Origin of the sequence: Nocardia sp. NPDC005978, from assembly GCF_040614455.1 — a bacterium.
Classification (GTDB): Bacteria; Actinomycetota; Actinomycetes; order Mycobacteriales; family Mycobacteriaceae; genus Nocardia.
The window spans coordinates 51,871-78,156 of record NZ_JBEXUS010000036.1; the positions used below are offsets into that span (position 1 = coordinate 51,871).

The 26,286-nt window shown below is 69.1% G+C and carries 22 protein-coding genes and 1 pseudogene; 12 read left to right on the forward strand and 11 right to left on the reverse strand.

Annotated features, from left to right (window positions below):
• Positions 1-154 precede the first annotated feature (154 nt).
• The gene (locus ABZ319_RS18425) at positions 155-1,306 is read right to left on the reverse strand and encodes an MFS transporter (RefSeq protein ID WP_354987639.1); all 1,152 of its coding nucleotides are present in this window, start codon (positions 1,304-1,306) and stop codon (positions 155-157) included.
• Positions 1,307-1,530: 224 nt separating this feature from the next.
• Between ABZ319_RS18425 and ABZ319_RS18430 the strand changes: the two genes are divergently transcribed.
• Together ABZ319_RS18430 and ABZ319_RS18435 are read left to right on the forward strand one after the other, a co-directional pair.
• A complete protein-coding gene (locus ABZ319_RS18430; protein ID WP_354987619.1) occupies positions 1,531-2,202 on the forward strand; it encodes an FCD domain-containing protein in 672 nt (223 codons plus the stop codon).
• A 197-nt stretch (positions 2,203-2,399) separates the two neighbouring features.
• Entirely contained in the window at positions 2,400-3,866 is a 1,467-nt protein-coding gene (locus ABZ319_RS18435) for an MFS transporter (protein WP_354987620.1), read from the forward strand.
• Positions 3,867-4,043: 177 nt separating this feature from the next.
• Here ABZ319_RS18435 and ABZ319_RS18440 read toward each other — a convergent pair whose 3' ends face one another.
• The 3 genes from ABZ319_RS18440 to ABZ319_RS18450 all read right to left on the reverse strand — a co-directional run bounded on the left by ABZ319_RS18440 (position 4,044) and on the right by ABZ319_RS18450 (position 7,558).
• Positions 4,044-4,895, reverse strand: a complete 852-nt coding sequence (locus ABZ319_RS18440) for a TIGR02569 family protein (protein ID WP_354987640.1) — start codon at positions 4,893-4,895, stop codon at positions 4,044-4,046.
• 169 nt (positions 4,896-5,064) lie between these two features.
• Positions 5,065-6,252: an adenylyltransferase/sulfurtransferase MoeZ gene (moeZ, locus tag ABZ319_RS18445; protein ID WP_354987621.1), complete on the reverse strand. Its 1,188-nt coding sequence runs from the start codon at positions 6,250-6,252 to the stop codon at positions 5,065-5,067.
• 121 nt (positions 6,253-6,373) lie between these two features.
• Complete coding sequence (locus tag ABZ319_RS18450; protein ID WP_354987622.1) at positions 6,374-7,558, reverse strand: DUF3152 domain-containing protein; 1,185 nt, start codon at positions 7,556-7,558, stop codon at positions 6,374-6,376.
• A 340-nt stretch (positions 7,559-7,898) separates the two neighbouring features.
• On the opposite strand from ABZ319_RS18450, the gene ABZ319_RS18455 reads away from it, so the two are divergent.
• The gene (locus ABZ319_RS18455; RefSeq protein ID WP_354987623.1) at positions 7,899-8,564 is read left to right on the forward strand and encodes a TetR/AcrR family transcriptional regulator; all 666 of its coding nucleotides are present in this window, start codon (positions 7,899-7,901) and stop codon (positions 8,562-8,564) included.
• A 196-nt stretch (positions 8,565-8,760) separates the two neighbouring features.
• On the opposite strand, the gene ABZ319_RS18460 is transcribed toward ABZ319_RS18455, so the two are convergent.
• The 3 genes from ABZ319_RS18460 to ABZ319_RS18470 form a co-directional block, all read right to left on the reverse strand.
• A complete protein-coding gene (locus ABZ319_RS18460; RefSeq protein WP_354987624.1) occupies positions 8,761-8,988 on the reverse strand; it encodes a DUF3107 domain-containing protein in 228 nt (75 codons plus the stop codon).
• A gap of 102 nt (positions 8,989-9,090) precedes the next feature.
• Entirely contained in the window at positions 9,091-9,792 is a 702-nt protein-coding gene (locus ABZ319_RS18465; RefSeq protein ID WP_354987625.1) for a ferritin-like fold-containing protein, read from the reverse strand.
• Positions 9,793-9,828: 36 nt separating this feature from the next.
• On the reverse strand, positions 9,829-10,863 hold the full coding sequence (locus ABZ319_RS18470; RefSeq protein WP_354987626.1) for an alpha/beta fold hydrolase: 1,035 nt from the start codon (positions 10,861-10,863) through the stop codon (positions 9,829-9,831).
• A gap of 534 nt (positions 10,864-11,397) precedes the next feature.
• Between ABZ319_RS18470 and ABZ319_RS18475 the strand changes: the two are divergent.
• A pseudogene (locus ABZ319_RS18475) lies at positions 11,398-12,906 on the forward strand (DEAD/DEAH box helicase); the annotation flags it as partial.
• Between the two features lie 2,645 nt (positions 12,907-15,551).
• On the opposite strand, the gene ABZ319_RS18480 reads toward ABZ319_RS18475, so the two are convergent.
• On the reverse strand, positions 15,552-15,932 hold the full coding sequence (locus ABZ319_RS18480; protein ID WP_354987627.1) for a hypothetical protein: 381 nt from the start codon (positions 15,930-15,932) through the stop codon (positions 15,552-15,554).
• Positions 15,933-15,970: 38 nt separating this feature from the next.
• Here ABZ319_RS18480 and ABZ319_RS18485 point away from each other — a divergent pair, with 38 nt between their 5' ends.
• Positions 15,971-16,159 (forward strand): hypothetical protein, encoded by a 189-nt coding sequence (locus tag ABZ319_RS18485; protein WP_354987628.1) that lies wholly within the window; start codon positions 15,971-15,973, stop codon positions 16,157-16,159.
• Positions 16,160-16,356: 197 nt separating this feature from the next.
• Here ABZ319_RS18485 and ABZ319_RS18490 read toward each other — a convergent pair whose 3' ends face one another.
• Complete coding sequence (locus ABZ319_RS18490) at positions 16,357-17,259, reverse strand: sterol desaturase family protein (protein ID WP_354987629.1); 903 nt, start codon at positions 17,257-17,259, stop codon at positions 16,357-16,359.
• A gap of 170 nt (positions 17,260-17,429) precedes the next feature.
• Here ABZ319_RS18490 and ABZ319_RS18495 point away from each other — a divergent pair, with 170 nt between their 5' ends.
• The 5 genes from ABZ319_RS18495 to ABZ319_RS18515 all read left to right on the forward strand — a co-directional run bounded on the left by ABZ319_RS18495 (position 17,430) and on the right by ABZ319_RS18515 (position 21,844).
• Positions 17,430-18,626 (forward strand): histidine kinase, encoded by a 1,197-nt coding sequence (locus tag ABZ319_RS18495; protein ID WP_354987630.1) that lies wholly within the window; start codon positions 17,430-17,432, stop codon positions 18,624-18,626.
• Positions 18,623-19,315, forward strand: a complete 693-nt coding sequence (locus ABZ319_RS18500) for a response regulator transcription factor (RefSeq protein WP_354987631.1) — start codon at positions 18,623-18,625, stop codon at positions 19,313-19,315. The genes ABZ319_RS18495 and ABZ319_RS18500 overlap by 4 nt, the downstream gene beginning before the upstream one ends.
• 118 nt (positions 19,316-19,433) lie before the next feature.
• Positions 19,434-20,657, forward strand: coding sequence for a hypothetical protein (locus tag ABZ319_RS18505; protein ID WP_354987632.1), 1,224 nt, complete (start codon positions 19,434-19,436; stop codon positions 20,655-20,657).
• Positions 20,658-20,753: 96 nt separating this feature from the next.
• Positions 20,754-21,347 carry an acid phosphatase gene (locus ABZ319_RS18510; protein WP_354987633.1) on the forward strand — a complete coding sequence of 198 codons (594 nt, stop codon included), beginning with the start codon at positions 20,754-20,756 and terminating at the stop codon, positions 21,345-21,347.
• 11 nt (positions 21,348-21,358) lie between these two features.
• On the forward strand, positions 21,359-21,844 hold the full coding sequence (locus tag ABZ319_RS18515) for a GNAT family N-acetyltransferase (protein WP_354987634.1): 486 nt from the start codon (positions 21,359-21,361) through the stop codon (positions 21,842-21,844).
• 283 nt (positions 21,845-22,127) lie between these two features.
• Here ABZ319_RS18515 and ABZ319_RS18520 read toward each other — a convergent pair whose 3' ends face one another.
• Positions 22,128-22,499 carry a hypothetical protein gene (locus ABZ319_RS18520; protein WP_354987641.1) on the reverse strand — a complete coding sequence of 124 codons (372 nt, stop codon included), beginning with the start codon at positions 22,497-22,499 and terminating at the stop codon, positions 22,128-22,130.
• A 332-nt stretch (positions 22,500-22,831) separates the two neighbouring features.
• On the opposite strand from ABZ319_RS18520, the gene ABZ319_RS18525 reads away from it, so the two are divergent.
• Positions 22,832-23,770, forward strand: coding sequence for a diacylglycerol kinase family protein (locus ABZ319_RS18525; protein ID WP_354987642.1), 939 nt, complete (start codon positions 22,832-22,834; stop codon positions 23,768-23,770).
• A gap of 259 nt (positions 23,771-24,029) precedes the next feature.
• Complete coding sequence (locus ABZ319_RS18530) at positions 24,030-24,284, forward strand: WhiB family transcriptional regulator (RefSeq protein WP_033087439.1); 255 nt, start codon at positions 24,030-24,032, stop codon at positions 24,282-24,284.
• A gap of 308 nt (positions 24,285-24,592) precedes the next feature.
• On the opposite strand, the gene ABZ319_RS18535 is transcribed toward ABZ319_RS18530, so the two are convergent.
• Positions 24,593-26,107 carry a histidine kinase N-terminal domain-containing protein gene (locus tag ABZ319_RS18535; protein ID WP_354987635.1) on the reverse strand — a complete coding sequence of 505 codons (1,515 nt, stop codon included), beginning with the start codon at positions 26,105-26,107 and terminating at the stop codon, positions 24,593-24,595.
• Positions 26,108-26,286 lie beyond the last annotated feature (179 nt).

Below are 26,286 nucleotides of genomic sequence, written 5' to 3' on the forward strand. Positions count from 1 at the left end.
ATCGAGGTGAGAACGATGGGTTTGTTTCCGCCGTGTGACACAAGAGTTTCCGGGTGTCACCAAGAGCCCACATACGTCACCGCGACCCGTGAGGTGTAAGCGCCGCCACACAGCATGCGCGCTACCTCACGGGTCGGCAACTCGAAACGTGAAATCAGTGCCAGGTGTCCTCGAGCATGCTCGGCTTGCACGCGATCCAGGCCCCGCCCAGCAGCACCAGCACCGCCGCCGACAGGAAGGCGAACGGGGCCAGCCAACCGTGGGTAACCGAATGCAGGACGCCGAACGCCAGCGGTCCCAGGCATGCCACGGAGTAGCCGACGCCCTGGGTGAAGCCCGAGAGCGCCGCCGAACCGGCCGAGGTGCGGGTGCGCAGATTGATCAGCGTCAGGGCCATCGGGAAGGTCGAGGGACCCAGGCCCAGCAGCACCACCCACACCAGCGGGGCCGCCATGGGCGCGAGCAGCAGCCCCGCGAAACCGGCGAAAAAGCTGATGGCGCAGCCGATCACGACCGGGAAGGGGTTGCGCATCTTGCCCACCACGATGGGCGCGCTCAGGGCGGCGACCAAGCCGATGAGGGCGAAGATGCCGACCATGCTGCCGCCGAAGGAGGCGCTGGCCCCGGCGTCGGAAAAGATCGTCGGCATCCAGGTGAACATGGAATAGGTGATCAGCGAGGTCATGCCGAACATCAGCGCCATGCCCCAGGCCAGGGGCGAGCGCCACACCTTGCCGGTGGCCTCGAGCGGCTCCGGCGGCAGTTCGGTGCTGTCCGCGCGCGCGTGATCGCGGCGGATCCGCAGCACGCCCAGCCACGGCAGCACCGCGGCGAAGGCCAGGATCGCCCACAGTCCCAGGGAGATTCGCCAGCCGTGCGCCTCGGCGACGGGCACGGCGACGAGCGCGGGCACCACCGTGCCCAGCTGCACCATGACGATGTAGAGGGAGCTGAGCAGCGCCAGCCGATCGGAGAAGTACCGCTTCACCAGCGGCGGGATCACCACGTTGCCGATGCCCATACCGGTCAGCGCCAGCGCCGAGAAGGCCAGCAGTTCCCAGGTGGCGGGCACGATCGCGCGGATCAGGGTGCCCACGCCGGTCATGACCATGGCGAGCAGGACCGTGCGCTCGAGCCCGAGCCGGCGGGTCAGCAGTGGGGTCAGCAGGCCCGCGAGGGCGAACATGGCGGTCGGGAGCATGCCGAAGACGCCGACGACGGCGGTGGAATACCCCATCGAGTCGCCGATCTGCGCGGCCAGCGGGGTGAAGGCGGTGACCGCGACGCGCAGGGTGAGCGCGGACATGATGATCGCCGCCAGTACCAGCAGCCTGCCTTCCAGCAGGGAACGTTTACGTGCGGAGGGCGCCGGATCCGGCCTCGACGGGTCGGCGAGCGGCCGCTGCGGGCCGGCAGCGGCAAGGGCCCGTTCGCGGGACGTCGAGGTATTCAGCGTCGCAGTCACCACGAAATCATAGGATGACCCGATGATGTGATGCAAAGAATGTGAGGCACGGTACGCTGTCCCACGTGCAACCAGTCCGGCGCACGAGCCTCATCGCCCAGGTGACAGAGCAGCTTCGTGCCGAAATCCGTTCCGGCCGTTGGCCTGTCGGCTCGCGGATCCCCACCGAGCCCGAGCTCACCGAGCTCACCGGCACCGGTCGTAACACCGTGCGCGAGGCCGTCCAGGCGCTCGTGCACGCCGGCATGGTCGAACGCCGCCAGGGCTCGGGCACCTACGTCATCTCCACCTCCACCCTCGGCGGAGCGCTCACCGAATACTTCGCCGACGCCCACCAGCGCGACATCCTCGAACTGCGCCAGGCCCTGGACACCACCGCCGCCGCCCTGGCCGCGCGCCGCCGCGACGCCGGTGACATCGCCAATCTGCAACGGCTGCTGGAAGAACGCCGGATCGCCTGGGACGACGATCTCGCGACCGCCATCGAGGCCGACGTGCAGCTGCACCGCGCCATCGTGGTCGCCAGCCACAACGCGGTGTACCTCGAGTTCTACGACTCGCTGCTGCCGGTGATCGAGGCCGGCATCCGGTCCCGTTCGGAGAAGGCGGGCGAGGCGTACCACGCCGAGCACATCGAACTCGTGGAGGCCGTCATCGCGGGCGACTCCGAACGCGCGGCCCGCGCCGCGGACTGCTTCCTGGGATCCCTCATCGCCGAATACCCGGACGCCCGCTGAATCTCGCGGGTAACCGAAAGGTCACCATCGTGCTCGCGCGAACGTGAGCCGGAATTGCCCTCGACGTCACCGAAAGCGACGTCGTTGTAATCGGCGCTTCGTACGGTTGTTTCGACCGCAGGGACCACTCCCGGAAACACATTCCACTTCGGGAGATCACGATGAGGGCGGTCGTCAGTGCGAGAGGAACGCTGCTCATGACAACCGTAGAGGCTCCGGAGACCGCATTCGTGCATCAGACGCGCGGGCGGTGGATCGATCATTGGGATCCGGACAATAAGGAATTCTGGGACAACGGGGGAAAACAGACCGCTCGCAAGAATCTTATTTTCTCGGTATTCGCCGAAAATCTCGGATTCAGCATCTGGGTCATCTGGGGCAGCATTGTCACCGCCATGGGCGCGGCGGGTTTCTCGTTCCTCGAAGGGCTCGGCAAGGGCAATCCCACGGCCGTCGGCAACGCCCTGCTGCTGACCTCCACACCCACCCTGGTCGGCGCGGCCCTGCGCATTCCGTACACCTTCGCCATCCCGAAGTTCGGCGGCCGGGCCTTCTCGGCCTTCAGCGCGGCCATGCTGCTGGTGCCCGCGCTCGGCATCATCTATTTCATCAATCAGCCGAGCACGCCCATGTGGGTGTTCATGGTGCTGGCCGCCATCGCCGGTGTCGGCGGCGGTAACTTCTCCTCGTCGATGGCCAATATCAACTTCTTCTTCCCCGAAGGGAAAAAGGGTGCGGCCCTCGGCATCAACGCCGCCGGCGGCAATCTCGGCGTGGCCCAGACCCAGCTGATCGTCCCGCTGATCATCACCCTCGGCACGCACATCATGGCCAAGGACGCGGCCGGTTACCGCTTCGGCATCACCCTGGCGGTCCTGGTCTGGATCCCGTTCATCCTGTTCGCCATCTTCGGCGCGCTGCGCTACATGGACTCCCTCACCGGCGCCAAGGCCGATGGCAAGTCCTACCGGGCCGCGCTCACCAATCGGCACACCTGGGTCATGTCGGTGCTCTACATCGGCACCTTCGGTTCCTTCATCGGCTTCTCCTTCGCCTTCCCCACCCTGCTCAAGGCCAACTTCCCGGACCTGGCCAAGATCAGCTGGATGAGCACCATCGGCAACCTCGCCTTCCTGGGCGCCCTGGTGGGCTCGATGAGCCGCCCGTTCGGCGGCTGGATCTCGGACAAGGTCGGCGGCGCGAAGATGACCCTGTACGTCTTCCTGGGCATGTCCGCGGCGACACTGCTGATCATGGCGGCGCTCGCGGCCAAGAGCTTCCCGCTGTACCTGATCGCCTTCCTGCTGCTGTTCGTGCTCACCGGCATCGGCAACGGCTCGACCTACCGCATGATCCCGTCCATCTTCGGCGCCGAAGCCAAGCGCTACGCCTCCGAGCACGGCCAGGACGCCGCCACCGCGCTCATCTCGGCCAAGCGGCAGGCGGGCGCCGCCATCGGCGTCATCGGCGCGGTGGGCGCCTCCGGCGGCTGGATCGTGCAGCAGGCACTTCGCCTGTCCAACATCAACTTCGGCAGCATGAACCCCGCCTTCACCCTCTACACCGTCGTCTTCCTCGCCATGGCCGCGGGCACCTGGTGGTTCTACCTGCGCACCACCTTCGCGGTGCAGCGCGTGCCCTCGCTCGCCTACGCCAACGTGTAGGCCCCGCACTCCGGCTCGCGGGGACCTCCCGCCCACCGCGAGCCCGGATCCGATGACCCCGGCGATCCCGGAGGACATCGACAACGACTGTCGCGCCGAGCTTCTCACTCGGCGCGACAGTTCTTTCGTTGGCGGGGCGGTTCTTTCGCCGGCCCGGCGGTGCTTTCGCCGGTGCGACTAGAGAATCAGGCGGATCATGTCCGCCGTGCGCGCCAGCCCCGGGAACGCCTCGGGGGTGGATCGCGGATGCAGCGCGTGCACCGCGAGCCGGAACATGACCGCGCGCACCAGCATCTGCGGCCACTCCGGCAGGGCGGCCCAGCGTTCGAGCAGACCATCGTCCGCCCCGCCCCAGGACAGCGCGTCCACCACGATCACCGCCGCCGCCCACGGCGCGGGACGCCAGTACGGGGTGATGTCGGTGAGCCCGGGCGCGGAACCGCCCGCGAACAGGACGGTTCCGAACAGATCGCCGTGCACCAGCTGCGGCGGCGTGGCCACCGGCTTGCGCAGCGTCGAGAGCTGAGTGATCACGTGCAGACTGCGGTCACCGTCCGGTGACGTGGTCGGCAACAACCCGCCGAGTTTGAGGGTCCGCAACGGAACCGTTTCCCAGGCGGCGCGATCGGCCGCCGCGAAGACGTCCACGTCCACCCAGGGCGCGACCGGGGCCACGGCCAGGAAACGCGGCCGCTCCAGACGTTCGGTCACCTGATGTAATCGGAGCGAGAGCGACACCACCTCGTCGTGGCGGGGTTCGGGCACACCCTCGAGATAGGTGTCCGCGCGCCAGCCGGACACCACGTAGCGCCCGTCCGTGGCGCGCACCGGGCGCGCCAGGCGCAGCCCGTCCACCCGCAACGTCTCGCGCACCTTGGCCGACCACGCGGCCCGCGCGTGATCGGTCACCGGGCTCAGCACCACATCTCCGCAGCGCCAGCCGCCGTCCCAGTTCCCCAGCGGAACCGGGCCGACTTCGCGCAACCCGAAGGTGGCGCGCACGTGCTCCGGAGGTTCCACAGCAGTCATGGTCACGGGCGTAACTTACCGCTCCCGCGCCGTTGCGCGTCTTAAGCGCCGGACTCGCGCATCACAGAGTGTCGCCCGAGACGCGCCGTCAGAAGCGGACATCGGACCGCGCTACGGCCCGGTGCACGCCCCGGACCCGCGACCACGATTCGCGGATCCGAGGAACGGATCAGTAGACCGGCAGGCTGGGATCGACCTGATTGGCCCAGGCGATGATGCCGCCCTGCAGATGCGTGGCGTCGGCGAAGCCCGCCTGCTTGAGCGCGGCCAGCGCCTCGGCCGAACGGATACCGGTCTTGCAGTGCAACACGATCGGGCGATTCTGCGGCAACTCGGCCAGCGCCTCACCGGTCAGAATGCGGTCCTTGGGAATCAGGGTCGCGCCGTCGATGCGCACGATCTCCCATTCCACCGGTTCGCGGACGTCGATGATGGCCACGTCCTTGCCCGCGTCCAGCATCTCCTTGAGCTCGCGCGCGGTGACGGTCGAGCCGATGGCCGCGGCCTGCCCCTCCTCGGACACCACGCCGCAGAACGCGTCGTAGTCGATGAGTTCGGTGATGGGCTGACGCTGGGGATCGCGGCGCAGCTTGATGGTCCGGTAGGTCATGTCCAGTGCGTCGTACACCATGAGCCGGCCCAGCAGCGGGTCGCCGATGCCGGTGAGCAGCTTGATCGCCTCGGTCACCATGATCGAGCCGATGGAGGCGCACAGCACGCCGAGCACGCCGCCCTCGGCGCAGGACGGGACCATGCCCGGCGGCGGCGCCTCGGGGTACAGATCGCGGTAGTTGATGCCGCGATCGTCGGGGGCGTCCTCCCAGAAGACCGAGACCTGGCCCTCGAAGCGGTAGATCGAGCCCCACACGTACGGCTTGTGCGCCAGCACCGCGGCGTCGTTGACCAGATAACGGGTGGCGAAATTGTCGGTGCCGTCCACGATCAGGTCGTAGCGCGAGAACAACTCGATCGCGTTCTCGGGCTCGAGGCGAATCTTGTGCAGCTCCACGGTGATTCCGGAATTGATCTCCAGAATCGAATCGCGCGCGCTGTCGGCCTTGGACCGGCCGATATCGGATTCGCCGTGAATGATCTGGCGCTGCAGATTGGACGCGTCCACCTCGTCGAACTCGACGATGCCGAGCGTGCCGACGCCCGCGGCGGCCAGGTACAACAGGGCCGGTGAACCCAGCCCGCCGGCGCCGATGACCAGCACCCGGGCGTTCTTCAGACGTTTCTGACCGACCACCCCGAGATCGGGAATGATCAGGTGGCGGCTGTAGCGGGCGACCTCGTCCCGGGTCAGCTCCGCGGCCGGCTCCACCAGCGGCGGCAGGGAAGGATGCGATGCTGTCACGTGTGCGGACTCCTCAATCGAATTCGCCGAGTACTCGCGGCTCAGAGGTGCAACACCACGAGTCCGAGCGTTCTTCCCATCGGATCACCCGGGCCGTGTGATGCGTCCAGCCTAGGCACCGTCAGCCGCGCGGGTACGGCCAGGGGTTGAAGCGGCACTTCTTGCCGTCCATCGGGACCACGCCGTCCGGGTCCAGCACCGCGATGTCGTTGTTCCGGGTACCGAAGGTCTGCTGCATCATGACCGGGGCCAGCCCGCCGTCCACCTCGCACGGCTGGTGCTCGTGGTACCCGATGGCGTGGCCGACCTCGTGGTTGATCTGGTACTGGCGGTACGAGCCGATGTCGCCGTCGTAGGCCAGGGCGCCGCGCACCCAGCGTGCCTCGGACAGCAGCACACGCCCCAAATCCGCGTTGTAGCAAGAAGAGTCGATGGGAATGTCGAATCCGCAGGACTTGCGGGTGGTTTGCCGGGAGGTCAGCGAGATGCGAAAATCCGGTTCGCCGCCGTCGACGCGGCGAAAGCCGAATCGCGAATCCTGGGTCCAGCTCTTGGGATTGGCCAGCGTCGCGTCGACCATCTTGCCGACCGAGTCGTCACCGCCGAAACCCGAAGTGTCGATACCGTTCTCGATCTCCACGGTGTAGGTGAACACGTGCTCGGAGCCGGTGCCGATCTGGGCCGTCGTGCCCGGGATCATGTGCCAGATACCGGCTCCGGTCTCGGTGAACGGGCCGCCGCCGGGCACCGCGCCGGTGGGCAGATCACTGCCGAACTTGCCGTCGCCCTTGGGCGGTGCGCCGTAGATGCCGGTCTTGTCGGCGTGCTCGCTCAAACGCCCGAAACCCGGTACCCCGGCGACACTTTCGCCGCCGCCGCGCAGGGCGTCGACACCGACCAGGACCGTCACCACCAGCAGCACCGGCAGCGCGTAGGCCCGCCAGCCGTAGGTGGAGACGAAGCGGCCGAACATGCTCTGTTTCTTGGTCTCGCGATCGGGGCGCTCGCGGCCCGCCTCGGACGGGGCGGTCGGATCCCAGCTCGCGCGCAGCGGCTGGTACGGCTGCGGGAGGCGATCGCCGGACGGGCCCGCGATGGCCGAACCGTCGGGGTGCAGGCCCGCGGGCGGGACCTCGGCGCCGGACTCGTAGAGACCGAGCGGGTCGTAGATCGGGCCGGTGGGTCTCCCCTTGCGCTTGGCGAGATTCTTCGGGCCCGCTCCGGTGACGGCGCGCGGCGCACCGATCTGCACGGGACGGCGTGAATCGCGCCCGCCGGAGTTGTTGCCCCCTTGGTCGGTCACCATAAAAGCCTCTCACAGTGCGGGCTCGAGCACGCGGGGGCCGTACGACCCGCCGGATTCGACGCGCGGGCGCGACATGGCCCGCGACGGCGAGCCCCGGACTTTGCTGCGAGATATCTCACGAGTGCGGAGATCGAACTCACAAATTCGGGCATCGGGTCCACACTTGTGACCGGCCTCGCATAATCGAGGCGGTAGCGCATCCTCCGGAACCCGGAGCGCGCCAACATCCAGCACACCAATATTCGGAACCTGGATCGGCATCGGGGCCCCGAGCGAGTATCGTTCGGGAGATACCCGGTGACCCATCCTTTCCGCCGGGAATCGACTGGGAGATCGGAAAATGACAGACCTCGTGGACCGGATGACCGCACGCATGTCATCCGAGGCCATGGCGCCCAGCAAGCGCGGGACCCGTCTGCCCCGGGAGGCACGGCGCGCTCAGCTACTTGCCGCGGCCGGCGAGGTCTTCGTGATGCGGGGTTACCACGCCTCGGGCATGGACGAAATCTCGCAATGCGCCGGTGTCAGCAAGCCTGTGCTCTACCAACACTTTTCGAGCAAGCTCGAATTGTATTTGGCGGTGCTGCAGAACTACGTCGACGCCCTGGTGTCGAGTGTGCGCCAGGCGCTGCGCTCCACCACCGACAACAAGCAGCGCGTCCGCGCCGCCGTCCAGGCGTACTTCGACTTCGTCGATCACGAAACCCAGGGTTTCCGCCTGGTCTTCGAGTCCGACCTGACCAACGAGCCGCAGGTGCAGCGCCGGGTCGAACAGGCCACCGAGGCCTGCGTGGACGCGGTGTTCGACCTGGTCGCGCACGACTCCGGCCTGGACCCGTACCGCGCTCGCGTACTCGCCGTCGGTCTGGTCGGCGCCAGCCAGTTCAGCGCGCGCTACTGGCTCGAGGCCGATCGCCCGATCCCGAAGGACGAAGCGGTCGACACCACGGTCTCGCTGTGCTGGGGCGGCCTGTCGCACGTGCCGCTACACCCGATCGACAACTGACCCGCCTCACTGACCCGCCTCCCCGAATATTTAGCGCACGGCTGAGAGCCGTCGCCTGTCCCATTCGCGTGGTGCGGTTGGGTGCCGAAACCATTTCGGGGGTACTCCCGGAGTTACCCCGAACTCACGAAATCAGTTGGCTCGTAACGTGAAAACGCCCCGTCGCGGATCGCGGCGGGGCGTTTTTGTGGCTTGCTCAGACTGCGGCGAAGCCCACGCGGCCCGCGGACGGGGCGCCGATCTCGACGTAGGCGACCTTGGTGGCCTGGATCAGGTACTTGCGGCCCTTCTCGTCCGAAAGCGCCACGACGCCGGCCTCACCCTGCAGCGCACCGGTCACCAGTGCCTCCACCTCGGCGGGGGTCTGCGCGCTGTTGATGATCAGCTCACGCGGGCTATCCGAAATACCGATCTTGACCTCCACGGCCAACCTCCGAACCTAGAGTCCTGTGCTGTCCTCGCCAAGGCTAGTGCAGCGGGCGCTACGGGCGGCATGGACCGCCCTGCGCTCTCAGCGAACTAGGACTCAGCCGAGCCCGAGAACGCGCATGCGCTCGGCGTGCGAGTCCTGCATGTGCTCGAAGAGGGTGGCGATGCCGTTCAGGTCGCCGGTCGCGGTGAGCACCAGTTCGGTCAGCTCGTCGCGCTGGGCCATGACGTACTGCGCCTGGGTGATGGCCTCGCCCAGCAGGCGCCGGCCCCACAGGGTCAGCCGGTCGCGCTCGGAGCGATTCTGCGCCACCGCCCGTCGGACCTCGTCGATCACGAACTCCGAGTGGGAGGTCTCGGCGAGCACGTCACGCACGATCACGGCGACCTCGGGAGCCAGGGCGCCGGCGATCTCGGTGTAGAAGTCGGCGGCGATGCCGTCGCCGACGTAGAACTTGACCATCGACTCCAGCCAGGTGGAGGGGTCGGTGGAGGCGTGATAGGCGTCCAGCGCGCGCACGAACGGGGCCATGGCGTCGAAGACATCCTGGTTCCGGGCGGCCAGCGCGTTCTCGAGGGTCGAGAAGTGTTCCATCTCGTTGGCGGCCATCTTGGCCACGGCCACCTTGCCGCGCAGCGACGGCGACAGCTTGGCCTCTTCGGCCAGGCGATAGAAAGCGGAGATCTCACCGTAGGCGAGAACCGCGAAAAGTTCGGCGACCCCGGGGTGGGTGGCGGCGATCAGTCCGTCGGCGGAATCCGACGGAGCGCCGAGCGCAGTTGACGAGTTTGCTCCCATGACTCCACCCTAGCCCGCTGTGATGAACGGCCCGGCCTACTCCTGATCGCTCAGGAACTTGTCCAGGTACGTCCAAGTGGTGTCGCGCGCGGTGAGAATGCCGAGGTGAGAACCCGGCGCGGTCTCGTAGCGCACGTCCGGCGAACCGGTCAGCGTGGTCGTGCCGTGCCGGACCGCGGCGGCCGCGGTGATGACGTCGTTCGGGCCGCCGACCAGCAGCACCGGGACGGTCACCGCGGCGAGTTCGATCCGGCGCTCGCCGAAACGCACCACGCCCTTGCCGATGTCGTTGTTGAGCATGAACCGGCCCCAGAGCTGATTGTAGAAACGACCCGGGTAGCCGGGCAGCGAATTCTGGAAACGGTCGATGATCGCCATCCGCTCCAGGGTCGCGGTGTCGGCGAGATTGCTCGCAATGAAGAAGGGGCGCTTGAGTTCTCGGTCCCAGGCGGTGGCGCGATAGGCGAGGCGGGTCAGCTGCGCCGACACGCCGCCGGTGGCGCGGATCGCCGCGGTGGCGGTCCGGCCGCCGTCCAGGCGAGCCAGCGAGCGCAGTTCGCGCACCCCGACCATGTGGTCGTAGCTCAGCGGCGCGCCGACCGCGGTCACCGAGCGGATCGGCAGGGTGGGATCGGCGGCGGCGGTCAGCAGCGCCAGCACGCCGCCCAGCGACCAGCCCACCAGGTCCACGGGCTGCCCGCCGCGATCGGCCGAGACCTGGCGGATCGACTCCGGCAGGATGTCGTCGATCCAGTCCTCGAAGCCCATGCGGCGGTCCTCGAAGGTGATGTCGCCGTAGTCGACCAGGTAGGGCGCGCGGCCGCTGTCGCGCAGGAACGCGGCCATGCTCTGCTCGGGGCTCAGATCGAAGCAGAACGCGGGCGCGGCCAGCGGCGGCACCAGCAGGACCGCGGGGTCCTGGGCGCCGGAACCGTTGTAGCGGCGCAGCTCGCGGTGCGGCGCGACGGACAGCACCGTCGACGGGGTAGGTTCGGGCGAACCGATTCCGGTGCCGAAGGTCAGGGCCCACGCGTTGCGCGCGGCGATGCTCACGGTGTCTGCCAAGCTCACCCGCACAACTTCGCACATAGTGCTACACGTTGTATCAGGTATGTGAGGAATCCAACTTGTCCACCGGGGTTGGCACAGCGCGCTAAGGTGTCAATTGCCGTGCGCCGCAGCCGGTGCCGCGATCGCCGAACCCGGCGCGGCAGCGGCCGAATCCGCCGGGGTCATCGCAACCGGTGCAATACACACCGGCAATTGCGGTGGCGGGAAAAAGAGCGAAGACCGTATCACGCTACAATCTCCGCAGACAACGGAGAATATCGCTCGAACGAGTTTGCCGGATACCCCGTGAACCGGTGCTCGAGCAGCCGTAGTCCACGGAAAATGTGCGCGCACTCCGATCCGCAACATTGTCCGCCGCGCAGGTCGATGCCGGACCGAACACCGGTTAGGCATCCCAGCAGCGGCGAGACAGACCAACGGATCAAGTGGTCGTCGCGGACCGACCGGTCCGCCCCACACCTCGTGCGCGCGAGACGCGATAAAACGAGGAAGGCACGAACCCTGAGCAAGATCACCGTAGAGCAGGAACCCGGTGTGGCCGACACGCTACTGACCGCGGAGCTCGACGAAACCCATACCGCCCCCACCTTCGCCGAACTGGGCGTCAATCCCGACATCGTGCGCTCGCTCGCCGATATCGGCATCGAACGCACCTTCGCGATTCAGGAACTCACCCTGCCGCTCGCACTGGCCGGTGAGGATCTCATCGGTCAGGCCCGCACCGGCATGGGCAAGACCTTCGGCTTCGGCGTCCCGCTGCTGGACCGTGTCGCCTCGGACACCTCGGGCACCATTCCCCTGGACGGCACCCCGCGCGCACTGATCATCGTGCCGACGCGTGAGCTGTGCGTGCAGGTCACCGAGGATCTGGAGAACGCCAGCAAGTACGTCAAGACCCAGGACGGCACGCCGCTGCGGGTGCACGCCATCTACGGCGGCCGCCCCTACGACACCCAGATCGCCGCGCTGCGCGCCGGCGTGGACGTCGTGGTCGGCACCCCCGGGCGACTGCTGGATCTGGCCCAGCAGAACCATCTGATCCTGGGCAAGGTCCAGGTGCTGGTGCTCGACGAGGCCGACGAAATGCTCGACCTGGGCTTCCTGCCCGACATCGAGCGCGTGCTGAACATGGTCCCGGAGCAGCGTCAGACCATGCTGTTCTCGGCCACCATGCCGGGTCCGATCATCAGCCTGGCGCGCACATTCCTGAACCGGCCCACGCACATTCGGGCCGAGGAGCCGCACGACTCCACCATCACCGACCGCATCACCCAGTTCGCGTACCGGGCGCACGCGCTCGACAAGAGCGAGCTCATCGCCCGCATCCTGCAGGCCGAGAGCCGCGGCGCGACCATGATTTTCGCGCGCACCAAGCGCACCGCGCAGAAGGTCGCCGACGATCTGGGCGAGCGCGGATTCTCCGTGGGCGCGGTGCACGGCGACCTGAACCAGGTGCAGCGTGAGAAGGCGCTCAAGAAGTTCCGTGAGGGCAAGATCGACGTACTGGTCGCCACCGATGTCGCCGCGCGCGGCATCGACATCGACGACGTCACGCACGTGGTGAACTACCAGTGCCCCGAGGACGAGAAGACCTACGTGCACCGCATCGGCCGTACCGGCCGCGCGGGCCGCACCGGTGTCGCGGTCACGCTCATCGACTGGGATGAGTTGCGGCGCTGGGCTTCCATCGACGCAGCCCTCAAGCTCGGCATCCCCGAGCCGGTGGAGACGTACTCGCGCTCGGCGCATCTGTACGAGGAGCTCGGCATCCCCGCCGGGATCACCGGCACCGTCCGCAAGAGCGCGCCGGCCCGGGAACGGGACGACGACGCGGTCGTGGTGGAACGCGAAAGCCGTTCCCCGCGTAGCCGTAATCGCAAGCGCACCCGCGGCGGGCAGTCCGGCGCGGCGACCGAGGTGGCTGCCACCGACGTCAAGATCGCAACGGAATCGGCTGCGCCCGAAGGTAACTCGGGAGCGTCCGAGGACGGCTCGGACAAGCCGGGTCGCCGGCGTCGTCGTCGCCGGGGCCGTGGCGGATCCGACAATGGTTCCACCGCAACGGTTTCGGTGAACGAGAACGCGTCGGAGGGGTGGGTCGGCGAGGCCGTCGCACTGGATTCCGCCGCCGACGCCGACACCGCCGACCGGGACGAAGCGAACCGCGACGAGTCCGGCCGCACCGAGCCCGTCCGCGAGGGCCGGAACCGCCGCCGGAACCGCAACCGCCGCAACAAGGGTGGCAACGGCGCGGCCGCCGAGGTCGCGGCCGTCGCGACCGATGGCGAGTCGGCCGTCGCAACCGAGAGCGATTCGACCGTCGCGACCGAGAACACCGGGGCTGTCGCACCGGCGGCGGTCACCGATACTCAGCAGTCGCCGGCCGCCGACAGCGGCTCCGGCGAATCCACCCGTCGCAGCCGCGGTCGCCGCGGGCGCGGTGGGGCCGGCGTCAACGGTGTCGATTCCGCCACCGGGTCGGCCGACAGCAGCACCGTCGCACACGGTTTCGACAACGTCGTCACCAATGGCAACGGCAACGGCAACGGTGCGGCGGCGAACGGCAACGGCTTCGCGGCGGTCTCCGCCGTCGAGTTCTCGGCGGCCCCCGCCGCGACGACGCCGGTGACCGAAGGCCCCGCCAAGGACGCCGTTCTCGGCGGCCCGGCCGCCTCCGGCGACGCGGCCGACAAGGGCACCGCTCGCACCCGTACTCGCAACCGCCGCTCGGCCGATTCGGTCAAGCCGGAGGCAAGCGAGCGTGACAGCGCCGCGGAGGCCACGGCGGTCGCTTCCGCCGACACCGCACCGGGTACGTCCGCCACCGGCGCGCCTGCCGGTACAGCCGCGAATGATGTTGCCGCACAGGACATCACCGCGACTGCGTCCCCCGCCGAGGCCACCGGCCGGCGGCGCGCGAGCCGCCCGGCCCAGGCCCCGGGTGAGGTCGTGGTCGAATCCACAACCGCCGCGGCCGTTTCCCCGGAACCGGCGCCGGTCGTTCCCGTCCGGGCCACCGGCCGCAGACGGGCCACCAAGGCGGCGGGCAGCGCGAGCGAAGGCTCGATCGTCGTGGTCGAAGCGGCCACCGCCGCTCCGGCAGCTACGGCTACCGCTCCCGCGGCCGCAGTGACCGCTCCGGCGGCCACGGCTACCGCTTCGACGGCTCCGGCCGCACAGACCCCGGCGGCACCTGCCACCGAGGCTCCCGCGGCCCCGGCCACCACTCGCCGCAAGGCGGCCAAGGCGACAGCCGCACCGGCGGCTGTAGCCGAAACCGCTTCCGCCGCTTCGGAAATCGCAGAGCCGAAGGCCCCCGCGCGCAAGCGCACGGCCAAGGCGACCGCAACCACGGCGGAGGCGGCACCGGCAACCGCGGCGACGCGCACGGCCGAGGCGGCCCCGGCCGCCGAGGAAGCCGCCCCGGTGAAGGCCACCCGCACCCGGAAGTCCGCCGCGAGCGAGGCCGCCGCACCGGCGGCCGAACTCACCGAGGCACCGGTCAAGGCGACGCGCTCGCGCAAGGCCGCCCCGGCGGCCGAGGCACCCGCGACGGAGGCGGCGGCGGTCGCCGAGGCCCCGGTCAAGGCAACTCGCGCGACCAAGTCCGCGTCGGTCGCCGAGGCCGCTCCGGCCAAGGCCACCCGTGCGACCAAGACCGCACCGGTCGCGGAAGCCACTCCAGCCAAGGCCACCCGCGCGACCAAGACCGCACCGGTCGCGGAAGCCACTCCAGCCAAGGCCACCCGCGCAGCCAAGACCGCACCGGTCGCCGAAGCCGCACCGGCCAAGGCCACCCGCGCCACGAAGGCGGCCCCCGCCGCCGAGGCGCCGGTCAAGGCGACGCGTGCGACCAAGGCGGCTCCGGCTGCGGAGGTCGCCGCACCGGCGAAGGCGACGCGCGCTCGCAAGGCGGCTGCCGCCGCCGAGCCCGCGGCGGCGGAAACCGCCGCGCCCGCCAAGGCAACTCGGTCTGCGAAGGCCGCCGAGGCCCCCGCCAAGGCGACCCGCGCAGCCAAGGCCACGGCTCCGGCGGTCGAGGCCCCGGCCAAGACCACCCGCGCCGAGAAGTCCGCCGAGGTCGCGGAACCGGCCGCTCCCGCCAAGCGCACCCGCGCCGCGAAGAGCACCGAGCCAGCAGCCGAAACCCCGGTCAAGGCAACGCGAGCCAAGAAGGCCCCGGCCGTCGAGGCGGCCGAGCCGGTCAAGGCGACCCGCGCGAAGAAGACCGCCGAGGTCGCCGAGGCTCCCGCCAAGCCGACCCGGGCGGCCAAGTCCAAGGTCGCCGAGCCGGCAGTCGAGGCCCCGGCCAAGGCAACACGCGCCAAGAAGGCCCCGGCCCCCGAAGCAGCCAAGCCCGCCAAGGCCGCTGCGAAGAAGGCCGAGAAGCCCGCCGCCGAACCGGTCAAGGCCACCCGAGGCAAGAAGGCCGCCGAGGCGCCCGAACCGCCGAAGGCGAAGAAGACCGCCAAGAAGGCCGAAACCCCCGCCAAGGCGAAAAAGGCAACGAAAGCGGCCGCCGAGCCCCTCCCCGCGACCCCCGCCAAGGGCCGCACCCGCAAGGCCGCCGCGGAAGTCGCCTAACCGCACAACCCCTGAACCGTTCGGCCGGGCTGTCCCACAGCCCGGCCGAACGCGTATCCGCGGGCCCATGAAGGCCGTGCCGGCTGCTGACGCGGTAAGGCGTTCTACAGGTTCGGGGTCTGACGCTTGAAATCGGTGAACACCTGACCGTCGTACCAACGCTCGATGCCCGGCGAGTCGAAATACCAACCGGGAGGCGGTCCCTGGCGCACCGGCATCGGTGACATTGTGGGGAGTGGTGGCAGAGGCACATGTCGCGGTTGGCTTACAGCCCTGACCAGGAAGACGATCAGCGCGATGATGCTCGCCGGTGCGGCGAGCATCATCGCCGCCAGTACCGCGGCGGAATGATTCCCGTCTGTCAGCCAGCCGACCAGCCCGACCGCACCGACGCTTCCGATAACCCAACCGACGGGCCGGGCGTAGGTCTGCCAAAACGACTCCGAACGGCGCGGGGTCGGTGGCTCGCCACGGGAATACATCACAACACAGGTTCTATCACCCGCACGTATCCCGAAACAGTTTGAAAGACAATCGAACCCGCGCGGCGGTCGAGCTCTACCGTGCGGCCGGAGCCCGCACGGTCGACCTCACGTCCAGGCCCTCGCGCGAGTCCGCGAACCGCCTCTACCGGCGGGCGGGTTTCAGCCGGCGCGACTCCCTCGTCTACCGCCGCACCCTGTCGACCACCACGCCGCCGACACTCGGGTAGGACTCGCCACCACCCGCTCGCGACCGACTATTGCGGTATCGGCTCGCTCGCCCTCGGCACCCGCACGACCCGGTAGGAACTGCCGCCCCGTACCGGAGATGTCGCAGTCGATCGCTGGATCTTCTCGGCCACGGCGCTTTCCGTACCCGGAGGGAGCCCCGCACCACCGCTGCGAGGATACGGCCGGGGCGTGAGGATCAGACCGGAGCGGCGGCTCGTTCGGGTTCGGGGGACGGCACCGGAAGCTGGGCCGGGGTGGGGGGTTCGGTCCAGCCGGGTGGGCCGAAGACGTAGGTCAGGCGGGAACGCCAGGTTGTGGCGGTGCGGACGTCGCGGACCAGGTCCAGGAGCTCGGTGTAGTTCAGTTTCAGGGGGTTGTCGGTGCCGATGTCTTTCGTCAGGCCGTAGCGGATCGGTTCGGTTTCCGCGGCGAAGGTGCCGAACAGGCGATCCCAGACTATGAAGACGCCGCCGTAATTCTTGTCCAGGTAGGGCTGGTTGGAGCCGTGGTGGACGCGGTGGTGGGCGGGGGTGTTGAACACGAACTCCAGGGGGCGGGGCAGGGTCCGGACCCGCTGGGTGTGGATCGGGAACTGGTAGAGCAGGCCGATGCTCTGCAACGCGAAGATCATCCATACGGGCAGGCCGATCAGGGCGGCGGGCACCCAGGCCAGGCCGCGCAGCTGCTGGGCGACCGGATGCGCCCAGGGCAACCGGATGGCGGTGGAGAAATTGAAGAACCGGCTCGAGTGATGGACGCTGTGCGAGGTCCACAGCAGCCGGATTCGATGATCGGCGCGATGGGCCCAGTAGTAGCAGAAATCGGTGACTACCAGCCCGAGCAGCCACACCCACCAGGTCCCCGCGGCCAGGCTCAACGGCGTGAGCGCCGCGGCCAGCACCACCGCCGAGAACGGAAGCAGCTGGGCCAGAACGGGTTTGGCCACCCGGCTGAGCGCGAACGTGGCGATGTTGGACGCGGTGTCGCGCCCGGAGATGCCGTTGGCGGGCCGATCGGGATCACGACGGTCGGCGATCCATTCGATCAGCATCAGCACCGCGAACGCGGGCAGCGCGTAGATGAAAGCGTCTTTGTCCATAGCGGCTCCTGAAAGAAAACTCCTGCTCGGCGGCGATATCTCGACGCTACCGAGCGGGCCGCCCGCGGTCGTCGCGCCGACGGGGGATTGCGCATCCCCCGCACGGGGGACCACCGCGGCCGGGAGTAGCGTCCGCTCGACACGACCGCCGGGGAAAGGACGGGACCGACGTGGATGTGACCAGGTCACTGACCCGGCAGTCGCTGGTGGTCGCGATCGTGGCCGCGGTGGTCGACACCGCGCAGCTGGGTTTGTGCGGCGCGTTCGGCGCCGCGCCCGCGCTCGCCTGGACGCTGGCCGCCGCGGTGATCGCGGCGGACCTCGCGCTGGCCGCCGCGCCCGCCACCCGGGCCGTGGTGACGGTGGCGATCGTGCAGGCCGCGCTCCAGGTCGCGATAGCCGTGTTCGCGAACCACCACGACCTGCCCGCGCGGGTGCCCGACGTCGGCTTCCTGGTGGCGGGCTATCGCGCCGGAGCCTGGCTGAGCGGGTTCACCTCGGTGGGCACGGTGGCGCTGCTCGCCGCGGCCGCGGCGGTGACGAACCTGCTGGCGGGCGGGATCCTCGCGCGTGACTGGCGCCTGTTCCCGCTGGCGGCGGCGGGCGGCGTGGTGCCGTGGCTGGTGGGCCGGTACACCACCGCGCGCGGCGCGTACATCGCCGAACTCGAACAGCGCGAACGACTTCGGCAGCGCGACCAACTGGCCGCACTCGACCGCGCACTGGTCGACGAGCGCGCCGCCATCGCCCGCGATCTGCACGATGTGATCACCCACCACGTCAGCGCCATCGGCATGCACGCCGGGGCCGCGCGAATAGCCCTGTCCCACACCGACGACGCCGCGGCGGTGCGGTCGCTGTCCGCGGTCGAGACCAGCTCCCGCGCGGCCATGGTCGACCTGCGCCGCCAGCTGGATCTGCTACACGGCCGCGACGACGGGCAGCGCCGGCCCGGGCTGGTCGACATCGGCGAACTGCTGGAGCGCGTCCGGGCGGCGGGTTCGACCGTGCGACTGCGGATCACCGGCGAGCCGCCGGTGCTGCCGCAGTCGCTGGACGTCATGCTCTATCGCGTGGTCCAGGAGATGCTCACCAACGCGCTGCGGCACGGCCGTGATCCGGCGGAGCTGGAGATCCACTACCACCCGACCCGGGTGGAGCTGCGCGAGAGGAATCCCGTTCCGCCGCCGCCGAACACCGGTTCGGCGCCGGGTCAGGGCTCGCCCGGATCGGGCAAGTCCCCGCGGCGCGGCCTGGACGGCATGCGCCGCCGAGTCGAATTGTTCGGCGGCACGGTCGATTCCGGCCTGGACGCCACCGGCGAGCACTGGGAGATCCGGGTGTCGGTCCCGATCGGAGCGGCATGAACATTCGCGTCCTGATCGCCGACGATCACACCATGTTCCGCTCCGGCCTGCGCGCGGTCGTGGACGCCCACCCGGATCTGGAATGCGTCGCCGAGGTGGGTGACGGCCGCGCCGCGATCGAGGCCGCCGCCCGCCTGCGCCCGGACGTGGCGATCCTGGACGTGCGCATGCCCAAACTCGACGGCCTCGCCGCGACCGAGGCCATCGTCGCCGCAGGCGGCACCCGAGTGCTGGTGCTGACGACCTACGACAGCGAGGAGGGCCTGCACCGCGCCCTCACCGCCGGGGCCAGCGGCTTCCTACTGAAAAGCCTTGCGCCCGAAGAACTGGTCGCGGCGATCCGCGTCGCGATGCGCGGCGACGCCGTCATCGACCCGTCCATGACCCGGCGGCTGGCCGCGCGCCTCGTACGGGACCTGACCCCGCCGGCGCAACCGCCCGAACTGGCCGAACTCACCGCGCGCGAGCGCGAGGTGCTGTTCCTGCTGGCGGACGCGCGCAGCAACGCCGAGATCGCGGCCGACCTCGGCGTCGGCGAGGAGACCGTCAAGACCCACGTCTCGCGGATCCTGGCCAAACTGGGAGTTCGGGACCGCATTCACGCGGTCGTGTACGCGCATCGGCACGGCCTGGTCCGTCCCGCCGAGCCGCCCGCCGCTCCCCGGGACCGAGACGACCGATTCCCCTGACCGCCGACGCCCGATCCCTCGGACGCGGGCCGCGCGCACGGGCTTCCCGCGGATCCGCGCGGCGGCGCGATCCGGCACGCGATCGATGCCGCCCGGGGGATCGGATAGTCTCGCTGTCGTGCTCGCACCTGAGCGGCGAACGCGCGCCGATATTCTGACCGCTGTCGCGATCGCGGCCCTGGTGGCGATCGCGGCGGGCGTGGTGTGGTGGAACAGCGACGCTCGCGCCACCGAGTCGGTGGTGGCGGATCAGACGTTGTCCGCCCCGCCCACACCGGAAAAACTGCCCGCGGCCATGCGCGAGGTGTGGCAGGCCGCGGACGGCGCGGCCGAGCGGGCCATCGCGGTCGGCGGGGTCGCGGTCACCGGCGACGGGGACACCGTGCTCGGGCGCAATCCCGCTACGGGGGAACAGGTCTGGAAGTATCAGCGGGATAGGCCGCTGTGCGCGGTCGAATCCCAGTTCGGGACCGTGATCGCCACCTATCGCGACGACCGCGGCTGCTCGGAGACCACGCTGCTCAACGCCGACACCGGCGCGCGGCTGACCGCGCGCTCCAGCTACATGGACGATCAGGTGCAGCTCTCGGTCGACGGCACCTACACCCTGGCGCTGGGCGCGAACCGGCTGGAGATGTGGCGCTCGGACCTGGTGCGCACCCTGGAATACGGGTACGTGGACGCGCCGGTGAACCCGCGCACCCAGCCCCGGCAGGGCTGCACGCTGCTGTCCGCCGCCTCGGCGTCGAGCCGGCTGGCGGTCCTCGAACGCTGCCCCCGGGAGACCTCGGACCGGCTCACCGTGCTCAATCCCGCGCCCAAGGACAGCACCACCCCCGAGGAACACAGCTCGCACATCCTCACCGAGCCCGGTGCGGCGGTCGGCGGCGCCCGTGCGATCGCGGTATCCGACAGCCGGGTCGCGGTCTACCTGCCCGGAACCGAGTCCACCGCACCGCAATTGGCGATCTACGACGTCTCCGGCAATCTCGTTGCCACCCATCAGCTTTCGGCCCCGCTGGCCGCGGACGCCTTCGTATCGCGGGTGGGCGCCAACTACTTCGTGTTCACCGGCGAGAACCTGGTCGCCCTCAACGGCTCGACGCTGGAGCCGCTCTGGGGCATTCCCCAGGTCCTGGGCACCCCCACGCTGCTCTCGGGCAAGCTGCTGGTCCCGGTCCGCGACGGACTGGCCGCCCTAGACCCCGTCACCGGCGCGCAGACACAGCGAATCTCGGTGCAGCGCAGCGACTACCACGACGAGCCGATCTCCCTGATGGCCATCGGCCCGACCGTGCTCGAACGCCGCGGCGACACCCTGTTCGCCCTGGCCGCGAGCTGATCCGGCCGGGCGCGCCCGCCATCGCCGGACGGGTGTGGCGAACACCCCCCTCCCGGCTAAGCGGGCGGGCGCGCGCCATCCGGCATGATCGAGTTCATGTCAGCGCACGATTTTCGATTGATACTGCTGCGACACGGCGAAACCGAGTGGTCGGCCGCGCGCCGGCACACCGGTCGCACCGACATTCCGCTGACACCGACCGGTGAGCAACAGGCGCTGGCGGCGGGCAAACTCCTCGACGACCTGCGCCTGCGCGACCCGCTGGTGCTCAGCAGCCCGCGCCAACGCGCCACGCGCACAGCCGAATTGGCCGGCCTCACCGATGTGCGCATCGACGACGACCTGGCCGAGTGGGATTACGGCGCGTACGAGGGCCTGACCACGGTGGAGATCCAGCGCACCGTGCCGGACTGGACCGTGTGGACCACCCCCGTCCCCGAGGGCGAGACCGCCGCGGAGGTCGGCCGCCGCGCGGACCGCGTCCTGGACTCGGTGCTGCCCGAATTGGCCGCGCGCGACGTGGTTCTGGTCGGGCACGGTCACTTCTCCCGCGTGCTGATCGCCCGCTGGGCCGAGTTCGGGGTGATCGAAGGCCGCAGATTCTTCCTGTCCACGGCGGCGATCACCGTCCTCGGGCACGACTATCACGCGCGAACGATCCTCGCGCACAACCTGACTCCCTACCGCTGAAAGGGGCAGCCATGATCCGCCGTGCCACACCCGCCGACATCCCGGCCCTGGTGGGACTCGTCTACGACCTCGCCGAGTACGAGAAGGCGCGCCAGGAGTGCACGCTCACCGCGGAGCAGCTCGAACTCGCGCTGTTCGGCCCCTCCCCCGCCGTGTTCGCCCACGTCGCCGAGGGCCCGGGCGAGACCGGCGTGGTCGGCTGCGCCATCTGGTTCCTGAACTTCTCCACCTGGGACGGCGTCCACGGGATCTACCTGGAGGATCTGTACGTCAAACCGGAGACCCGCGGTCTGGGCCTGGGCCGCGACCTGCTGGCCGCGCTGGCCCGCGAGGCCGTGGACCGGGGTTACAGCCGGGTGGCGTGGTCGGTGCTGGAGTGGAACAAGCCGTCGATCGACTTCTACGAGGCGATCGGCGCGGATCTGCAGAGCGAGTGGCAGGGGTACCGGCTGGCCGGTCCGGCCCTGACCCGGCTGGCCGAGCACGCGGCGGAGTGACCGGGCCGGCGGCGGTGAGGGGACTCGGCCCGCGAGCGACAGAGCGATTCGGCCGTGGCCCGGGTCCGAGGTGATCCACAGGTTCGGTCCGCGGTCAAGTGGAATAACGGGGCCGAATCGGCCGTCTCGAGTTAGCTCGGAGATCGCCACCGCGGATCGAAACCGGCCGACCAGCCGCAACCATATGGACGACTGACCAAAACCGCTGTCCGGCGCATTCAGCCGGGTTTACGGACCCCGCGAGAGTGGTTACCCATCGGCAACCACAGTTTCGACCCGGAGACTAGTCCGAGGTGTCGTAACCGGCGGCCATCCACTGACTCGAGGCCGGCGCCATCAACAGCCCCAGGGCCACGATCGCGGAAATGCCCAGCGGGATGCCGTACCCCGGCTGATGCGAGGTCAGCATGTACCAGGCCGGCGGCAGCAGCAGTAGCTGCGCGATCACCGCGATCGACCGCCCCCAGCGCTGCCCGCGCAGCAGTCCCAGGCCCGCGGCCAGCACCGCGCCCGCGAGGATGATCAACCACGCGGCGGTCGCGTACCCGTTCACCACGTGCTGGTCCGCGCCGGTCGCCGCGCGCAGGATCAGTACCAACGCCACGATCACGCCCACCGCACCCTGCACGGTCACCAGCGCACCGGCCGCCCGCATCGTCCCGGGCACCACCGAGACGTGCGCGTCTCCACCGTTCTGCTCAGCCACGGCACCCAGCCTACGGCTCTGCTTGATTGCCCTACGCTGCGCTCCGGGCTGTTCGCGGCCCTCGTGACCCGGTTCTTCCCTCCCTCCGCTCCTCCGCTTCGCTCCCCCGCTCCACTCAGTCCAGAACCGGGCGGGCCGCGAACCACACGGTTGGGGTCGATCGCCGACCACAAACACCGGGTTGCCGGGCGGGCCACGAACCACGAGGTTGGGGTTGATCGTCGACCACAAACTCCGGGTTGCGGAATGGGCCGGGCAAGGCAACGGGCAAGATGGACGCCGTGCGGACGCTGCTGATCGTGAATCCCAATGCCACCTCGACGACCCCGGCAACTCGCGATCTGCTCGCTCACGCGCTGGAATCCCGCACCCAGCTCACCGTCGCACACACCGAACACCGTGGTCACGCCGCCGAACTCGCGCGCTGGGCGGCCGACAACCGGATGGACCTGATCGTCGTGCACGGCGGCGACGGCACCGTGAACGAGACCATCAACGGCTTCCTGCCGTTGCCCGGCCAGACCCCGCGCGAGTGGCTGCCGCGGCTCGGCGTCATCCCCGGCGGGTCGGCCAATGTGTTCGCGCGCTCGCTGGGCATCGAACCCGATCCGGTGACCGCCACGAACCAGCTCATCGATCTGCTCGCACTGGACACCGACCGCCGCATCGGACTGGGCGTCGCCGACGATCGCTGGTTCGCCTTCAGCGCCGGCGTCGGCCTGGACGCGGATGTGTGCGAGGCCATCGATGCCAAGCGCGCCAACGGCAAAGCCGCCACCCCGGCCCGGTACCTGCGCACCACGGTCAAGCAGTTCTTCCGCGCCCAGCGCCGCGATCCCCGTGTCCGCCTGGTCATTCCAGGTCACGAACCGGTCACGGAGGTGCACTACGCCTTCGTGACCAACACCAGCCCCTGGACATACCTCGACAGCACGCCCGTGGTGACGAACCCGGGCACCTCCTTCGAGTCGGGTCTCGGAGTGTTTGCCATGCGAACCATGGGAGTCTTGCCTACACTGTTGATCGCCAGAGAGTTGCTGGCGAGCAATGGAAATCCCAAGGGACACAATTTGTTCCGGGCGGACGACGTGCCGGGCGTGCGCGTCGAGGTCGACGAACCCATCGGGTTGCAAATCGATGGCGACTTCATTGGTCGGCGCAACATGGTGAATTTCACAGCCGTGCCGGATATCCTCGATGTGGTCGCGCCGAAGCCCTAGTCGGCTGGACCCGCCTGAGAAACCTTGCGGTTGTGCTGCGAAAACCCGCTAGACCGAGTACAAATGATCCGGCAGGCCCGTCTTGTAGGGGCCTTACAGCGTGAGCTTCCCCACGGTGCACCAAGTATCTATTGACATCTACGGTGTTCGTGAAAGCATTCACAAGCAACCGTGCGGAAACATTCGAGTCGCACAAGTGAACGGACCACAAACCCCGAGGGGCACAGCCATGTGCATGCCCTAGCAAAGGAGCAGAGGAATGGACTGGCGCCACAAGGCCATCTGTCGCGACGAGGATCCCGAACTGTTTTTCCCGGTGGGTAACAGTGGTCCTGCGCTCGCGCAGATTGCCGATGCCAAGCTGGTCTGCGCTCGCTGCCCTGTCACCGCCGATTGCCTGTCCTGGGCCCTGAAGTCCGGGCAGGACGCCGGTGTATGGGGTGGGATGAGCGAGGACGAGCGTCGCGCTCTCAAGCGTCGCAACGCGCGCACCCGCACCCGCAGCGTCGTCTAGCCGGTACTCGACCGACAAGACGGCAACCTGGCGTTTTGGCCCAGCCCTACGGCCAAAACGCAATTCGGCCCGGCACCACCACAGGTGCCGGGCTTCAGTGTGTAAGAGACCCGGTTCGCACACCCGATAACGATCGGGCCGCAAACAAGTGCGCCGGCGATTGTTGTACACAAGAACAATTCCCGGTCAATGGAATCGCTTATCCAAGAATGGCGAGAGGGCCCCGCCACGAATGTGGCGAGACCCTCACAGGTTTATCTCAGGAATGGTGCGCCTGTTCGGTTTTGTCGGCGTCCGTTTCGGGTGGATCAGCGCGCCGAACGCCGGCCGAGCGGTACCCGCAGCACCGCGTCGGTGCCGATGTCCGCGCCGGGGTGCAGGCCGATCGAACCGCCGAGTTCGGCCGTCACCAGAGTGCGGACGATTTGCAGGCCCAGACGGTCCGACGCCTCCAGGCTGAAACCGTCCGGCAGCCCGCGCCCGTCGTCGCTGATGATGACGTCCAGCCAGCGCGCCGAACGCTCGGAACGGATGGTGACCGTACCGTTCTCGCCCGAATCGAAGGCGTGCTCGATGGCGTTCTGCACCAGCTCGGTGAGCACCATGACCAGCGGCGTCGCCCGCTCGGCGGAGAACACGCCCAGCGATCCCGCCCGGCGCACCTTGATACGCGCGGTGTGCACGGTCGCCACGTCGGCCATGATCGGCAGCAGGCGGTCCACCACCTCGTCCAGATCGACTTCCTCGTCAACCGACATGGACAGCATTTCGTGCACCGAGGCGATCGAGGTCACCCGGCGCACCGACTCGGTCAGCGCGAGGCGCGCCTCCTCGTTCTCGGTGCGGCGGGCCTGCAGGCGCAGCAGCGCGGCCACGGTCTGCAGATTGTTCTTCACGCGATGGTGGATCTCACGAATCGTGGCGTCCTTGGACAGCAGCGCGCGGTCGCGGCGCTTGACCTCGGTCACATCGCGGACCAGCACGGCCGCGCCGGCGAGTTCGGCGTGCGGGCGCAGCACCAGCGTGCGCAGCAGGACCGTGGCGCCGCGCGCCTCGACTTCCATTCTGCGCCCGGCCTTTCCGGCGAGCGCGGCCTGGATGTCGCCGACCACCTCCTGCGCGTCGAAGGGATCGGTGATGAGCGAGCGGGTGGTCAGCGCCAGATCCTGGCCGACCAGGTCGTTCTGTAATCCCATGCGGTGGTAGGCCGAAAGGGCGTTGGGGCTGGCGTAGTCGACTATGCCGTCGGTGTCGAGGCGGATGAAACCGTCACCGGCGCGCGGGCTCGAGTGCGAACCCGTGCGATCCTCCAGCGCCGGGAACGTGCCGTCCGCGACCATCTGGCACAGATCGTCGGCGCAGGACATGTACGCGATCTCCAAGCTGGAGCGCATCTTTCGGCGTTGCACGTCGGTGTCGCGGCCGAGGATGGCGATCACGTCGTCGCCGACGCGCACCGGAATGGCCTCGCGAATCGCGGCCACCGGATGCGGGTGATAGACCCCCGCGACCTCGCCGTCGGAGTCGACGCGATCGATCTCACCGGTGAGCAGCGCCTGAAAGATCTGTGCGAAGGCCTCTTTACTGGCCAGCGATCCGACCAGGTCCTCCGGGTGCACGGTGGGCGCGGTGGTCGGCCGGCACTGCGCGACGCACACGACGTCCGCGCCGTCGGTGATCGGCCCCGTCCCGACCCACAGGTGCAGGTCGGCGAACGACAGGTCGGCCAGCAACTGCCAGTCCCCCACCACTCGCTGCAGATGATCGACGGCCGCACCCGGTAGATCGGTGTGCTCGGCCAGTAGATCGCTCAGTGTCGACATTCCACCCACGCTCCTCTGCTCCCACAACGAGAGCAATCCTCGCATGACGACGCCGGGAACCGTGCCCCACCGAAACCCCACCCCCGCAGAACCTCACCCCGGAGTTCGCGGCCCGCCCGGTTCTGGACCGAGTGGAGCGGGGGAGCGAAGCGGAGGAGCGGAGGGAGGGAAGAACCGGG